Source organism: Streptomyces sp. cg35, from assembly GCF_050410835.1.
In the GTDB taxonomy this organism is placed as follows: domain Bacteria; phylum Actinomycetota; class Actinomycetes; order Streptomycetales; family Streptomycetaceae; genus Streptomyces.
Map to the genome: position 1 here is coordinate 7,442,565 of NZ_CP191268.1, position 14,557 is coordinate 7,457,121.

The window sequence follows — 14,557 nt, forward strand, 5'->3', positions numbered from 1 at the left end:
GGGAAGGTGGACTGGTCTGCATGGCTCAGTGGACTTCGGCGATCGGCGCGACCCAGCTCGCCCGGCTGCTCACCTCTCAGCAGTCGCGGCCCGCGGGCTCCGGCACCCGCCGCCCGCCCGCCTACCGCGCCCTCGCCGACGGGATCCGGCTGCTCGTCCTGGAAGGCCGCGTCCCGGTCGCCACCCGGCTGCCCGCCGAGCGTGAGCTGGCGCAGGCGCTCTCCGTGAGCCGCACGACGGTCGCCGCGGCCTACGAGGCGCTGCGCGGCGAGGGGTTCCTCGAATCGCGCAGGGGAGCGGGCAGCTGGACCGCCGTCCCCGCGGGCAACCCGCTGCCGGCACGCGGCCTCGAACCCCTGCCGCCCGAGGCGCTCGGCTCGATGATCGACCTCGGCACGGCGGCCCTGCCCGCCCCCGAACCGTGGCTGACCCGCGCCGTCCAGGGCGCACTCGAGGAACTCCCGCCCTACGCCCACACGCACGGGGACTACCCGGCGGGGCTGCCCGCGCTGCGCACGATGATCGCCGAGCGCTACACCGCGCACGGGATCCCGACCATGCCCGAGCAGATCATGGTCACCACCGGCGCGATGGGCGCCATCGACGCGATCTGCCACCTGTTCGCGGGCCGCGGCGAACGGGTCGCCGTCGAGTCGCCCAGCTACGCCAACATCCTCCAGCTGATGCGCGAGGCGGGTCTGCGGCTCGTCCCCGTCGCCATGGCCGACGGCCTGGCGGGCTGGGACCTGGACCGCTGGCGGCAGGTCCTGCGCGACGCCGCGCCCCGGCTCGCGTACGTGGTCGCCGACTTCCACAACCCGACCGGGGCCCTCGCCGACGAGGAGCAGCGCCGCTCGCTGGTCGACGCCGCGCGCTCGGCCGGCACGGTGCTCGTCGTCGACGAGACCATGACCGAGCTGTACTTCGACGCGGACCGGGAGATGCCGCGCCGCGTCTGCGCCTTCGACCCCGCCGGTTCGACCGTGATCACGGTCGGCTCGGCGAGCAAGGCGTTCTGGGCGGGGATGCGGATCGGCTGGGTGCGGGCCGCCCCGGACGTGATCCGCAGCCTGGTCGCCGCGCGCGCCTACGCGGATCTGGGGACGCCGGTGCTGGAGCAGCTGGCCGTGAACTGGCTGCTGAGCACCGGGGGCTGGGAGGCGGCCGTGCAGCTGCGCCGGGACCAGGCACGGGAGAACCGGGACGCGCTGGTCGCGGCGGTGCGCCGGGAGCTGCCCGACTGGGAGTTCGACGTGCCCGACGGCGGTCTGACCCTGTGGGTCAAGGCGGGCGGTCTGTCGGGCTCACGGCTGGCCGAGGTCGGCGAGCGGGTGGGGGTGCGGGTCCCGTCCGGACCGCGGTTCGGCGTCGACGGAGCCTTCGAGGGGTATGTGCGGCTGCCGTTCACCGTGGGCGGTGCCGTGGCCGACGAGGCGGCGGTGCGGCTCGCGGCGGCGGCCCGGCTGGTGGGCGCCGGTCAGGGTGCCGGCGGGGACGTGCCGCGCACCCTGATCGCCTGAGGGCCGCTACCGGTCGGCCAGCGCCTCCGCCTCGTCCGGGACCGCCTCGACAGCGCCGGTGTCCGCGGCGTCGGCGGGCGCGGCACGCTCCGGCAGCAGGGCCAGAACCGCCTGCCGGTGGACCTCGCTGGTCGCGTCGTCGTACGGGTCGGGCGTGGCCGGCACCTGGAGACGGTGGACCGGTCCGTTGCCCAGGCGCGCGTAGCCGCGGCCGGGCGGGACGTCGGCGGTGGGCGTCGTCTGGGGCAGGGCGCCGAGGACGTCCTGCAGTTCCCCGGGCGTGGCCGGGCCGAGCACCACGCGCGCGCGGGTCTGCTGACGGACCGGCTCGATCAGGGCGTCGAGGCTGTCGAACTGCTCCGCCACGACGACGGTCACGCCCGCCGCGCGGCCGTGCCGCAGCGGGACCTGCAGCAGGGTCTGCGGATCCTTGCGCCCGTCCGCCGCCGCGAGGTGCCCCAGGGCGCTGGGCCGGTCGAGCAGGATCCACAGCGGCCGCTTGATGTCGTCCGGCGTCGGGTGCCCGGCCTGCCGGGCCCGGTTGGCCGCGATCAGCCGCCGCTCGGTCTCGTGCGCGGCCCATTCGAGACTGGCCAGGGCGCCGGCGAGGCCGCACTCCACGGCGAGGACGCCGGAGCGCCCCACCAGGCTCGCGTAGTCGCCGGTCCCGCTGCCCTCGACGACGAGGACGTCACCGTGCTGCAGGGCCTGGAGCGCGATCGAGCGCACGAGGGACGTCGTGCCGCTGCCGGGCTGGCCGGCGATCAGCAGATGGGGCTCGGTGGAGCGGATGCCGGTACGCCACACGACGGGCGGCACGTCCCGCTGCTCCTCGCCGTCCATGACCGGGAGCGTGCGCTGCACGCCGGTCTCGTCGGTGAAGCCGAGGACGGTCTCGCCGGGGGACGTGACGAAACGCTGGGCGGCGATGTCCGTGGGCAGCGGGTCGAGGACGGTCACGGTCAGGTGATTGCCCTCCTCGTCCCATACGAAGTGGTACTCGCGGCCCCGCCCGAGCTTGGCGTGCAGCAGCTGCTCGATGCGGGCGCGGGCCTCGGGCTCGCCGTCGGTGAAGTAGGCGGGGTAGCGGATCGAGAGACGGTCGAAGCGGCCGTCGCCGTCGAAGTCGTAGGTCTCGAACGCCTTCTCCCACTCGCCGCCGTGGGCGTACAGGGGACTGGGGTCCTCGGCGACGGAGAAGTACGGGACGAGCGCTTCGTAGAGCGACGACAGTCGCTGGACCTGCGACTCGTCCGGGCCGGCCGGAGCCGGCGGCTGCTTGGGGTCGCGCCCCTTCCATGCGGCCGCCGCCATCAGGGAGATGAGCGCCAGCAGCGGCCCGTACGGAAGGAACACCACGACCAGGACCACGGCGGCCACCAGGAACAGCAGCGGTCCGCGCCGGTCCTTGGGGGTGCCCGTCCACTTGCGCCGTCCGGCGGCTGCCAGCCGGCGCAGTCCACGAGTGATCGTGATGAGGGGATGGAGGACGTCGGTGGCGCCGTCGGCGGCCGTCCGTGCCATTTCCCGGCTCCGGGCGATCGAGGCGCTGCCGTTGCTCAGAATGCGGGGGAGAGGGCGCCTGGCCACGTCGGTCTCCTGAAGGTGTGTGCGGGTGGGTGGGCCGTCAGAACTTGATCCCGCCGAGCAGGCTGGCGAGGCTCGCGCCGCCCGCCTTGATGCTCGGGGCGATGGCCGTGCCCGCCAGGTAGAAGCCGAAGAGGGCGCAGACCAGTGCGTGCGAGGCCTTGAGGCCGTCCTTTCGGAAGAACAGGAAGACGATGATGCCGAGCAGCACGACGCCCGAGATGGACAGGATCATGAGGGTTCTCCTGGTTGGTGGGGACAGTCACCATGAGTTCTTCCAGGCTCACAGCATGTATCTATACGACAAAAGGTGCAAATGGGTGGAATTTTGTTGATTTCACCCAGTTGGCAGGCAGCTGGAGAGCTGCCCGTGCGTGCTGCCGGACGGTCGTCCGCACTGTCGGTGATCTTTGCCTCGACGGGGTCGGCCCATGTGCCTCCGCGGGCAGTACTCTGGCGATTCACTCGTACGGCCGCACGGCCGTACCAGCACGGATGCGAAAGGCGGTTCGGCCGATGAGCGAAGCCCCCGACCCGGAGGTCGTGGAGCTGGCCACCAAGATCTTCGATCTCGCGCGCAGGGGCGAGACGGAGGCGCTCGTGGGCTATGTGGACGCGGGCGTTCCGGCCAACCTCACGAACGACCGCGGCGACACGCTCGTCATGCTCGCCGCGTACCACGGGCACACGGACGCGGTCCGGGCCCTGCTGGCCCGCGGCGCCGACGCCAACCGTGCCAACGACAAGGGACAGACCCCTCTCGCGGGCGCCGTCTTCAAGGGCGAGGAGGGCGTGATCCGGGCCCTGCTCGACGGCGGAGCCGATCCGGCCGCGGGCACGCCGTCCGCCGTCGACACGGCCCGGATGTTCGGCAAGGCGGACCTCGTCGAGCTCTTCGGAGCTTCCTGACGCACAGGCTCTGATCAGGCAAAACGGGGGTGCAGGAAATGTGGTCGCGGCGGGCGGAACCGCTGGGTCATGATGACGGCGTGCTTTACGGACGCGACGGCGGGGCAGGTGGTGCCCACGTGCCGCGCGGCCCGTGAACGGCCCGTTCAGGGCCTTGGACGAGAGGCAGAGAGATGGTCTACAGCAAGCAAGAGACGGCGGGCGCTCCGACGTGTTGTCGCGTGGCCAGGTAGTTGCAGGTTCCCGGTTGCGTCGACGCTTGATGTGAGGCTGTTTCCCATGTTCGAACCGGTCATAGCGCCCAGCGGTACGCTGCTCGGCCTGCTGCAGCGGGGTCGCGGCGACGGCACGCTGCACGCGCTGACAGCGCCGCGGGACGAGGCTCTCGCGGCCCTCGATCACTGTGTGCTGAGCGACCCCCGCCACGACTGGCAGGTGGAGAACCGCTCGCTCTACTACGCCCGGCTCTACCTCGACCTGCACGGCGGGCTCGGGGAGATCGAGCGGCACCTCTTCGACCCCGAGGATCTCCTCGACACCGAGGAGTCCCGTACCGGGCTCGCGCTCGCCGTCCTCGGCCACCTCGCCTCGTACGGCAGGCGGGACGCCCTGGAACTGCTGCGCAGGTACGCGGCCTTCGGCGGGAACTGGGCGTGGGCCTTGGACGAGCTGGCCCTGCGCGACGACGACGCGGGGCTGCGCGCCCTCGCCGAGCCGATCCTCGCCAGGTTCCCGGCGCACGACGAGGCCGACCTCGTCGCCGCCGTCCGTGACGCCTTCGAGCCGCGGCCCTGGCGGCTGTGGGCCGAAGATCCGCGTCCGCACGTGGGGGCACGCGTGCGTGCCGCCAAGGAGGCCGGGTCGTTCGACCGCTGGCAGCGGCAGATGAACCCCTCGGGGCCCCGTCCCGAGTGGAGCGTGCAGGCCGTCTTCGACTGGGCGCAGGAAGGCTTCGAGCGCGGCGCCGTCCTGTACGTGCCCGCCGCCCGCTGCCTGAGCGCGGTCGCCGGGCCCGAGGACCGCGCGCAGATCGTGCGCGCCGCCCAGGACGGCACCGACGGGGCGCGCTGCACGGCGCTGCGCTATCTGGCCGACGCCCACGATCCCGAGGTGCTCGATCTCGTCGAGGCCGCCGTGGAGTCACCCTCACGCCTTGTCGTGGACGCCGCTCTCGACTCCTTCGAGCGGATGCGCAGCGTCGCCGCCGTGGAGCGCGCCCGGCGCTGGGCGCGCCGGCCCGACGCCCTCGGCGCCGCCGCGGGACGCACGCTCGCCTGCCGGGGCGGCGCCCAGGACAGCGAACTCGTGCTCTGGGCCCTGCGCGAAGCGGTGCGCGGCGACGGTCCCGACGCACCCACCCTGTGGCCCCTCGTCGACGGGGCCGGACGGCTCGGCATCGCCTGCGCCGCCCCCGTACTGCGCCACATCTACCGCGAGACCGCCTCCTCCCATCTGCGCGGGCACGCCGCCCGCGCCCTCGCCGCCACCGACCCCTCCTTCGCCGCCGGATTCGCCGTCGAATGCCTGTGGGACTGCGAGGAGTCCACCCGCGAGATCGCCGCGCGCCACGCCGAGACCGGCGACGCCCGCGTCGTCGACCAGCTGCGCCGGCTCGCCGCGGACCCGGCCGAGGAGGACGAGGTGCAGACCGCCGTCCGCGCCAGGATCGGACCCGACGCGACCGCCTCATGACGGGCTGATGTACGGGAGGCGGTCCGCCGGCGAGCGGCCGCCTCCCGCCGTTTCCCCGGGTCGCCCGCCGTTTCCCGGAGCGGTGCAACGCTCACGGGACGTTCCTCGCCAGGAAAGATCCACTTTGACGTGGGCACGTCCGGCGCGGCGACAAAGCCCGTATGCGTGTCGTCATCGTGACCGAGTCCTTCCCGCCCGACATCAACGGTGTGGCGCACTGCGCCCTGCAGACCGCGCGGCACCTCGCCGCCCGCGGTCACGAGCCCCTCGTCGTCGCCCCGGCCACCGCCGCCGGGCCCGAAGCCGACGCGGACGCGCCCTGCCCGGTGGTCCGCGTGCCCTCCGTCCCCCTGCCCGGCTACCCGCAGGTGCGGGTCGCGCTGCCCAGCCGCCGCGTCACCCGGACCGTGGCCGCCCACCGGGCCCACATCGTCCATCTGGCCAGCCCGTTCGTGCTCGGCGTGCGCGGCATGACCGCCGCCGCGCGGCTCGGCGTGCCCGCCGTCGCCGTCTACCAGACCGACCTGGCCGGCTACGCCCGTACGTACATGGGGACGGGCGAGGCCGCGGCCTGGCGGCGGATCCGCGGCGTGCACGCCGCCGCCGACCTGACCCTCGCCCCGTCCAGCGCCGCCCGGCTCGACCTGGAGGCGCACGGGGTGCCCCGGGTGCGGCTGTGGCCGCGCGGCGTGGACACCGTGCGCTTCCGGCCCGAACGGCGCGACGACCTGCTGCGCGCACAGCTCGCGCCCGGCGGGGAACTCCTCGTCGGCTACGTGGGGCGGCTCGCGCCCGAGAAGCAGGTGGAGCTGCTGGCGCGGGTCCGCGGGCTGCGCGGGGTGCGGATCGTGGTGGTCGGGGACGGGCCGAGCGAGACCTCGCTGCGGGGCGCGCTGCCCGGCGCCGTGTTCCTCGGACGTCGTACCGGCGACGAACTCGCCCGGATCTTCGCCTCGTTGGACGTCTTCGTGCACACCGGCCCCTTCGAGACGTTCTGCCAGACGGTGCAGGAGGCCATGGCGAGCGGGGTGCCGGTGATCGCTCCGGCGGCCGGCGGGCCGCTGGACCTCGTGGCGCACGGCCGGACCGGGCTGCTCGTGCCGCCCGGCGACGCGGACGCCGTGCGCGACGCCGTGTGGTCGCTGGCCGCCGACCCGGGGCTGCGCGCCGCCTACGGGGCCGCGGGCCGCGCGGCCGTCGCGGGGCGCACCTGGGAAGCCGTCGGGGACCGGCTCGTCGAGCACTACGCCGATGTGCTGCGCGCGCGGACGGCGGTGGCGGCATGACCGGGGCGCTGCGCATCGTGCGGCTCGCGAACTTCGTCGCGCCGTCCTCCGGCGGTCTGCGCACCGCTCTGCGGGAGCTGGGGGCCGGTTACCGCGCCGCCGGGCACGAGCCGGTGCTGATCGTGCCGGGACGGCGCTTCTCGGACGTGGACAGCGCACAAGGGCGGGTCCTCACCCTGCCGGGGACGCCGCTGCCGGGCACCGGCGGATACCGCGTGCTGGCCGAACGCAAGCGCGTGGAGCGGCTGTTGGAGCAACTGCGGCCCGACCGCCTGGAGGTCTCCGACCGGACGACCCTGCGCTGGACCGGCGAGTGGGCGCGACGCGCCAGGGTGCCCGCCGTGATGGTGTCGCACGAGACCGCGCACGGTGTCCTGCGCACCTGGGGCATGCCCGAGCGCGCCGCCCGCCGCGCCGCCGATGTGCTCAACTCCCGTACCGCGCACGCCTACGCGCGCGTGGTGTGCACCACGGAGTGGGCCGAGCGCGAGTTCGTGCGCATCGGCGCGCGCAACGTCGTCCGGGCACCGCTCGGTGTCGACGTGGCGCGCTGCCGTCCCGAAGCCGCGAACAGCGGCACACGGGAGCGGCACGCGCGCGTGGGCGAGGTACTGCTCGTCATGTGCACGCGGCTGTCCGTGGAGAAGCGGCCCGGCACGGGCCTCGACGCCGTGGCGGAGCTGCGCCGGCGCGGCGTGCCCGTACGGCTCGTCGTCGCGGGGGACGGGCCGCTGCGCACCCGCCTCGAACAGCGGGCGCGAGCACGCCGGTTGCCGGTCGACTTCCTCGGACACGTCGCCGACCGGGACGCGCTCGCCGCGCTCCAGGCCACGGCCGACGTGTGCCTGGCGCCCGGGCCCGCCGAGACGTTCGGGCTCGCCGCGCTGGAGGCGCTGGCCTGCGGCACCCCTGTCGTCGTCAGCGCCTCCTCGGCGCTGCCCGAGGTCGTGGGGGCGGCGGGTGCCGTGGCCGGTGACAGCGGTGCGGCCTTCGCGGCCGCCGTGCTGGAAGTGCTGGGCCGGCCCGCGCCGCAACGCAGGGAAGCCGCACGCGCGCGTGCGGAGTGCTTCCGGTGGGGCACCGCGGTGGCGGCCTTTCTCGCGGCACATGACGCGCCGGTACGGGTGCAGGAGCCGGTCCCGGAGCGGGGTGCGGCATGAAGGCGCTCAGGTTCGCCGCGCTCGGCGACTCCCTCACCGAGGGGATCGGCGATCCGGTCGACGGCGGGTGGCGGGGCTGGGCCGCGCTGCTCGCCGACGGGCTCGCACCCACCGGAGCCCCGGTGGAATTCCGCAACTTCGCGGTGAGCGGCGCCCAGACGGCCGACGTGCGCGGGCGGCAGATGCCGCGGGCGCTCGGGTTCTCGCCCGACGTCGTGTCCGTCGTCGTCGGCGTCAACGACACCCTGCGCCGCACCTTCGACATCCATGCCGTGGCCGCCCACCTCGACGCCGTGTACGGCGCGTTCGCCGAGCGGGGCACGATCGTGCTCACGGCATGCCTGCCGGACCCCGGCGCGATGCTGGGCCTGCCCGGAGCGCTGGCGCGCCCCCTGGCGCGGCGCCAGCGCGCGGTCAACGACGTGGTCCACGCCCTGTCCGCACGGCACGGAGCCGTCCACCTGCACGCCGCCGAGGACGACTGGGTGGCCGACCGCGCCATGTGGAGCGCGGACCGGCTGCATCCGGGGGAGCGGGGCCACTGGCTGTTCGCCGCCCGCTTCCACGCGGTCCTGGCCGCGTCCGGAACGGCCCGCGGCCCGGCGCCGGACACCGAGCCGCAGCGGCCCGCGCCGACCCGCTCGGCCGGCTTCTGGTGGCTGGCCACCGCGGGCACCGGCTGGGTGGCCCGGCGCTGCACCGACCTGCTGCCCCAGCTCGTGGCGCTCGCCGCCGACGAGGTACGGCACGGCCTGCGCGGCACCGGCGCCCGGCTCGACCTGCGGGCTTCGGCCGGGGTGACCGCCGCCCTGTCGGCGCTGTCGTCCCCCGGCACGGCAGAGGTGGTGCCCCGGGCCGCCTCCTAGGCCCTAACCGACCCGGTGCTGTTCGTCGCGGGTGTCCGTGATGAACATGTGGCCCGGCGCGTGCGTGATCGCGAACGGCGGCCGTGAGGCCATCACGGCCGCCTGCGGTGTCACGCCGCAGGCCCAGAACACCGGGGTGTCGCCCGGCGCGCAGTCCACCGCGTCGCCGAAGTCGGGCGAGCCGAGGTCCTCGATGCCGAGCACCCCCGGATCGCCCAGGTGCACCGGGCTGCCGTGGACCGCCGGCATCAGGGAGCTCTCCCGGATCGCCGCCCCGACCGCCTGCGGCGGCACCGGGCGCATCGACACGACCATCGGGCCGTGCAGCCGGCCCGCGCCGCGGCACGCGCGCGTGGTGACGTACATCGGCACGTTCCTGTCCTGCTCGATGTGGCGCAGCGGCACCCCGGCCTCGGCGAGCGACCACTCGAAGGTGAAGCTGCAGCCGATCAGGAACGAGACCAGGTCGCCGCGCCAGTGGTCGAGGACGTCCGTCGGCTCGGCCGCCAACTCGCCGTTCCGCCAGACCCGGTAGCGCGGCAGATCCGTGCGCAGATCGGCGTCCGGGGCGAGGACGCTCGTCCAGGAACCGGCGTCCGTGACGTCCAGAACGGGGCACGGCTTCGGGTTGCGCTGGCAGAACAGCAGCATGTCGTAGGCCCAGTCGGCGGGCACCGCGATCAGGTTGGCCTGGGTGTGGCCGCGCGACCAGCCCGCGGTGGGCGCGCTCGCGCCCGTGCGGAAGTGGGCGCGGGCCCGCCGGGGGGACCAGGTGGCGGTGCGTTCCTCCGTACGGTTCACAGCAGTTCCTTCCCGCGGGTCTCCGGCAGGCCGAGCAGCGCCACGACGGCCAGGCCGTAGCCGATCGCCCCGAACACCAGGGCGCCGCCCACCCCCCAGCTGTCGGCGAGGAACCCGACGAGGGTGGGGAAGACCGCGCCGATCGCACGGCCCGTGTTGTACGTGAAGCCCTGCCCGGTGCCGCGCACGGCGGTCGGATACAGCTCGCTCAGAAAGGAGCCGAAGCCGCTGAAGATCGCCGACATACAGAAGCCGAGCGGGAAACCGAGCACCAGAAGGAGGCCGTTCGCGCCGTCCGGGATGTTCGTGTACGCGAGGATGCTCGCCGCGGAGAGCACCGCGAACAGGACGATGTTGCGCTTCCGGCCGAGCCGGTCGGTGAGATAGCCGCCCGTCAGGTAACCGAGGAACGCTCCTGAGATGAGAAAGGTCAGATAGCCGCCGGTGCCGACCACCGTGAGGCCGCGGTCCGACTTCAAGTAGGTGGGCACCCAGGTGGCGAGCGTGTAGTAGCCGCCCTGGACACCGGTCGACAGGAGCACTGTGAAGAGCGTGGTGCGCAGCAGGCCCGGCTTGAAGATCTCCGTGAACGAGCCCTTACGGGCGCTCGCTTCGAGCTCCCGCGACGCCTTCGGGGCGTCCTGCACGCGGCGACGGAGCCACACGACCAGAAGGGCGGGCAGCGCGCCGGTCCAGAACATGACGCGCCAGGCCAGATCGGCGTCGAGGAACTGGAACACCAGGGTGTAGACGATCGCGGCCAGCGCCCAGCCGACCGCCCAGGAACTCTGTACGGCGCCGAGCGTGCGGCCCCGGTGCTTCGCGGAGGCGTACTCGGCGACCAGGATCGCGCCGACCGCCCACTCGCCGCCGAAGCCGAGGCCCTGCAGGGCGCGGAAGACCAGGAGCGTCTCGTAGGTGGGCGCGAAGCCGCAGGCCACGGTGAAGACCGCGTACGTGATGACCGTGATCATCAGGGCCCTGACCCGGCCGATCCGGTCGGCGATCACCCCCGCGATCGCGCCGCCGACCGCCGAGACGACCAGCGCGACCGTGGTGAACAGCCCGGTCTGGCCGCTGTCCAGGCCGAAGTAGGCGGCCAGCGCCACCATGCTCAGCGGCAGCGTGAAGTAGTCGTAGGAGTCGAGGGCGTAGCCGCCGAAGGCGCCCGCGAAGGCCCGCCGGCCACGCGGGCCGAGATCGCGCAGCCAGCCCGACGCGCCTTCGGACACGGGATTTCGGGACGCGGTCGGCGGCTCGGTCGGTCCGCCGGGGAGAGTCGCGCCGGACGTCGGTGGAGTCGTGCTCATGGGCACCTCGCAAGGGATGGGAGTGCGTGGCGGTGCGTGTGGGATGAGCAGGGGCGCTGGACGGATCCCGGTCCGGGACCTCGCCCGATCGCCAAGGTAGAGGATCGTTGAACGATCCCTCAATACCCATGTTGTTTCGTTCTTGTATCTGCGCTTGAATTCGGCCGTGGCCACGGAAGAACTGAACGCACTCGCGGACGACCGCGCGCTGCTGGGGCGCACCAGCACCGCCGAGCGCGTCGCGGACATCCTCAGGAGCCGGATCGCGGAAGGCTTCTTCCCGCCCGGCACGCGTCTGTCGGAGGACAGCATCGGGGGCGCCCTCGGTGTCTCGCGCAACACCCTGCGCGAGGCGTTCCGGCTTCTCACCCACGAGCGGCTGCTGGAGCACCGGCTCAACCGCGGCGTCTTCGTGCGCGTGCTGAGCGTCGACGACGTCGAGGACATCTACCGGATCCGCCGCATGATCGAGTGCGCCGTCGTCCGCTCCCTCGGTGAACCCCCGTACGCCCTCGACCGGGTCGCCGCCGCCGTCGCCGACGGACAGCGCGCCGCCAAGGCCCGCGAGTGGAAGGGCGTCTCGACCGCCAACATCCACTTCCACCGTGAACTCGTCGCCCTCGCGCGCAGCGAGCGCACCGACGAACTGATGCGCAGCGTCCTGGCCGAACTCCGGCTCGCCTTCCACGTCGTGGACGACCCGCGCGGCCTCCACGAGCCCTACCTGGCCCGCAATCACCAGATCGTCGAGACGCTGCGGGAAGGGCGCCGTGACGACGCCGAGGCGCTGCTCGCCGACTACCTCGACGACTCCCGCGACGGGCTCGTCGAGGTATACGGGCAGCGGGTCCCCGCGGACCTGTAGACGCCCACGGCCACCGTCGTATCTGCGTCGTTTCGACCGTTGTCGGACCCAGCGCCTACTCTGTGCTCCGTGACTTCGCCTGCCACCACGGAATCCGTTCCGCCCCAGCTCAGCGCGGGGCCGCGCCCCGCGCCGGGGCCGGCCGCCGACGAGGGGCTCGCGCGGCGGCTCCGCGCGCTCGCCTGCACCGCGCCGCTGCACGATCTCGACGTGCGCAAGGCCAACCTCGCGGGCGAGTACTCGACGTACGGGATGGCCGAGGTGGCGCTCTCCGCGATCGACCTCGTCACGCTGAACATGGACTTCGACACGGGCGCCGACCACGAGCAGATAGTGGCTCGTCTGGTGCCGCGCATCGCCGCGCAGGCCCCGCACCGCCCCGTCGCCGAGCACGAGCGCGTCGCCCGCTGGGTCCTGGAGAACCTGATCAACGTCGGCAGCGTGGACCGCGGGTTCCGTGCCGTGTACGGCACGTTCGCGACGGACGGCTCCTATGTGCGGCGCGACTACGACTTCAAGCTGATCGAGGAAGTGCCCGGATACGGCGGCAGCGTCTACCTCCGGACGACCGACGAAGCCGTCAACGTGCTCGTCGGCGCCCTCGACACCGACGTCACCAGCGCGCAGATCGCCGCCGAGGTGAAGCTCGAGGTGCTGATCAGCCGCGGCCGCCTCGCGGACGCCCAGCTCGCCGCCGAGCAGGCCCGGTACCGGACCGTGCAGTACTCGGAGACGCTGCGCAAGGCGCTGGACGCGACGCGGCGCAATGTGCGCGCCGTCGACTGGCTGCAGGCCGTGCCCGACATGATCGCCGAGGCGCTCGACCACGTCGCCGACCGCTACCGCCACGAGAACGCGATCCTGACGAACATCCGCAAGGCCCGCGACGAGTCCGAGGACCCGGAGCAGAAGCGCCGCGCGGCCGAGCTCGTCGACATCGTCAAGGACTGCATCCGGCGCCATACGCAGCTGCAGTCGCGCCTCCTCGAAGCCGGCCCGCTGTTCCGGGCCGAGCAGGACCGGCAGGCCTTCGCGACGCCCTCCGCGCGCGCGGGCCTCGACCTGTACGGACAGCTCGTCGCGCCCCTCCTCCCGCTGCCGGTGGAGAGCGCGCTCAAGGTGACCGACGCGTTCTTCGCGCGCGGCACCGGACTGCGCACCCCCGTCTCCGTACGGGTGGGCGACCTCGTCGACATACTGCTGACCCCGCCGATGGAGCGGGAGCACCTCGGCGCCGAGATGCCCGAGCCCGACCTCATCGCCACTCCGGACGACAGCCGGTTCAGCGAGGAGCAGCTCGCCCAGGCCAAGGAACTGCTCGACCTGCCGCCGGACGCGCCGCGCCGCCTGTCCGGACTGCTCGCCGAAGCGCGTCGGCGCGACACCGAACTGCCGTACCTGGTCGCCCTGTTGGCGGTCCACGCGGCGAGCCCGCCCGTCGGCACGGCCTACCGTCAGGGCGAGGAGAAGCTGCTCTTCGCCGTGGACGACGGCACACAGCTCGACGACCCCGAGTTCGGCGGCGCCGACCTCGTCGTGGGCACGGCCCTGCTCGACGCCGCCGGGATGGCGGCGGACCGGACGGAGGCCGCATGACGTACCAAGACATGATCAAGGAGCACCGCCCGTGACCGAGCACCCCGAAGAGCACGCCGAATGGGGCGAGCCCGAGGCCGTCGGCTCGGGCGCGCTCAAGGCCGCCGCGCCGGTCACCCCCGCCGACGCCGCCGACGCGGCCCGGCTCGTCTCCTTCGGACTGCAGCCCAAGCTGCAGCCCTCCCGCGACCAGGAGTACGGCGAGCTGCTGCGCCGCTACCGCGAGGACCCGGCCTTCGCCCGGCTCGCCGACGCCGTCGCCACCGGGCTCGGCCTCGTCGTCCTGGAGGTGTCCCCGCGCGCGGGCATGGCCGTGACCGCCGCCGAGGACTCCGTCTTCGCCGTCCGCATGGGCGACTACGCACGCCGCACCGCCGCCGACTCCACCGACCGGTTCCTGCACGGCCTCGCCCATCTCGCGGTCGCCGCGCTCGCCTTCCCCCGCCCCGAGGACCTCGCCGACGACGGCTACATCGGCCGCGTCAGCGTCAACGGCGTGGACGGCTTCGTCCGGCAGGCCTGCCGCAAGCTCGAGGAGCGCGCCGAGGAGCAGGGTGAGAACACCGACCCGGCCACCGACGCCCCGGGCCTCGAGGCGGCCTGGCGGATCTGGGCGCGGCGCAGCTCGACCGGCGCCACCAAGGACGCGCGCCGCCTCGCCGGTTCGACGACCGGCATCGTCGGCAAGGCCGTCGCGTTCCTGACCGACTCGGGGTTCCTGCAGAGAACCGGCGACGACGGCGGCGGCACGTACCGCACCACCGCCCGCTACCAGCTGCAGGTCCGCGACATGGCCGGCACCGCCGCCATGGCCGAACTGCTGGAGCTGGGCGTGGTGCCCGTGACCGACGGATCGGCGAGCCTGCTGCCGCCGATGGACGAGGACGCGGTCGAGCTCGCCGCCGACGCGGGCCTGCCGTTCCACTCCTGACCGACTTTTCGAACTTCCGTACCTATCACGAGAG

13 protein-coding genes are annotated in these 14,557 nt (G+C 73.7%); 9 read left to right on the forward strand and 4 right to left on the reverse strand.

Annotated elements, in window-relative coordinates; all coding sequences use genetic code 11:
- The first annotated feature begins 20 nt into the window (after nt 1-20).
- Entirely contained in the window at nt 21-1,520 is a 1,500-nt protein-coding gene (locus ACQUQD_RS34110; RefSeq protein WP_428956033.1) for a PLP-dependent aminotransferase family protein, read from the forward strand.
- A 6-nt stretch (nt 1,521-1,526) separates the two neighbouring features.
- Here ACQUQD_RS34110 and ACQUQD_RS34115 read toward each other — a convergent pair whose 3' ends face one another.
- Together ACQUQD_RS34115 and ACQUQD_RS34120 are read right to left on the reverse strand one after the other, a co-directional pair.
- Entirely contained in the window at nt 1,527-3,110 is a 1,584-nt protein-coding gene (locus ACQUQD_RS34115; RefSeq protein ID WP_428956034.1) for a hypothetical protein, read from the reverse strand.
- 37 nt (nt 3,111-3,147) lie between these two features.
- On the reverse strand, nt 3,148-3,342 hold the full coding sequence (locus ACQUQD_RS34120; RefSeq protein WP_018534760.1) for a hypothetical protein: 195 nt from the start codon (nt 3,340-3,342) through the stop codon (nt 3,148-3,150).
- 281 nt (nt 3,343-3,623) lie between these two features.
- Between ACQUQD_RS34120 and ACQUQD_RS34125 the strand changes: the two genes are divergently transcribed.
- From ACQUQD_RS34125 to ACQUQD_RS34145, 5 genes are all read left to right on the forward strand, one after another.
- Nucleotides 3,624-4,016, forward strand: coding sequence for an ankyrin repeat domain-containing protein (locus ACQUQD_RS34125; protein ID WP_428956035.1), 393 nt, complete (start codon nt 3,624-3,626; stop codon nt 4,014-4,016).
- A 279-nt stretch (nt 4,017-4,295) separates the two neighbouring features.
- Nucleotides 4,296-5,708, forward strand: a complete 1,413-nt coding sequence (locus tag ACQUQD_RS34130; RefSeq protein ID WP_428956036.1) for a HEAT repeat domain-containing protein — start codon at nt 4,296-4,298, stop codon at nt 5,706-5,708.
- Between the two features lie 161 nt (nt 5,709-5,869).
- The gene (locus tag ACQUQD_RS34135) at nt 5,870-6,994 is read left to right on the forward strand and encodes a glycosyltransferase family 4 protein (protein ID WP_428956037.1); all 1,125 of its coding nucleotides are present in this window, start codon (nt 5,870-5,872) and stop codon (nt 6,992-6,994) included.
- Nucleotides 6,991-8,154: a glycosyltransferase gene (locus tag ACQUQD_RS34140; protein WP_428956038.1), complete on the forward strand. Its 1,164-nt coding sequence runs from the start codon at nt 6,991-6,993 to the stop codon at nt 8,152-8,154. Before ACQUQD_RS34135 ends, ACQUQD_RS34140 begins: the two co-directional genes overlap by 4 nt.
- A complete protein-coding gene (locus ACQUQD_RS34145) occupies nt 8,151-9,020 on the forward strand; it encodes an SGNH/GDSL hydrolase family protein (protein ID WP_428956039.1) in 870 nt (289 codons plus the stop codon). Before ACQUQD_RS34140 ends, ACQUQD_RS34145 begins: the two co-directional genes overlap by 4 nt.
- A 3-nt stretch (nt 9,021-9,023) precedes the next feature.
- Here ACQUQD_RS34145 and ACQUQD_RS34150 read toward each other — a convergent pair whose 3' ends face one another.
- Both ACQUQD_RS34150 and ACQUQD_RS34155 read right to left on the reverse strand, forming a co-directional pair.
- Nucleotides 9,024-9,821 (reverse strand): putative hydro-lyase, encoded by a 798-nt coding sequence (locus ACQUQD_RS34150; RefSeq protein WP_428956040.1) that lies wholly within the window; start codon nt 9,819-9,821, stop codon nt 9,024-9,026.
- Nucleotides 9,818-11,131, reverse strand: a complete 1,314-nt coding sequence (locus tag ACQUQD_RS34155) for an MFS transporter (RefSeq protein WP_428956041.1) — start codon at nt 11,129-11,131, stop codon at nt 9,818-9,820. The genes ACQUQD_RS34150 and ACQUQD_RS34155 overlap by 4 nt, the downstream gene beginning before the upstream one ends.
- A gap of 166 nt (nt 11,132-11,297) precedes the next feature.
- Here ACQUQD_RS34155 and ACQUQD_RS34160 point away from each other — a divergent pair, with 166 nt between their 5' ends.
- From ACQUQD_RS34160 to ACQUQD_RS34170, 3 genes are all read left to right on the forward strand, one after another.
- Nucleotides 11,298-11,996 carry a GntR family transcriptional regulator gene (locus ACQUQD_RS34160; RefSeq protein ID WP_428956042.1) on the forward strand — a complete coding sequence of 233 codons (699 nt, stop codon included), beginning with the start codon at nt 11,298-11,300 and terminating at the stop codon, nt 11,994-11,996.
- Between the two features lie 69 nt (nt 11,997-12,065).
- Nucleotides 12,066-13,592 (forward strand): hypothetical protein, encoded by a 1,527-nt coding sequence (locus tag ACQUQD_RS34165; RefSeq protein WP_428956043.1) that lies wholly within the window; start codon nt 12,066-12,068, stop codon nt 13,590-13,592.
- Nucleotides 13,593-13,623: 31 nt separating this feature from the next.
- Entirely contained in the window at nt 13,624-14,523 is a 900-nt protein-coding gene (locus tag ACQUQD_RS34170; protein WP_428956044.1) for a hypothetical protein, read from the forward strand.
- The last annotated feature ends 34 nt before the right edge of the window (nt 14,524-14,557 follow it).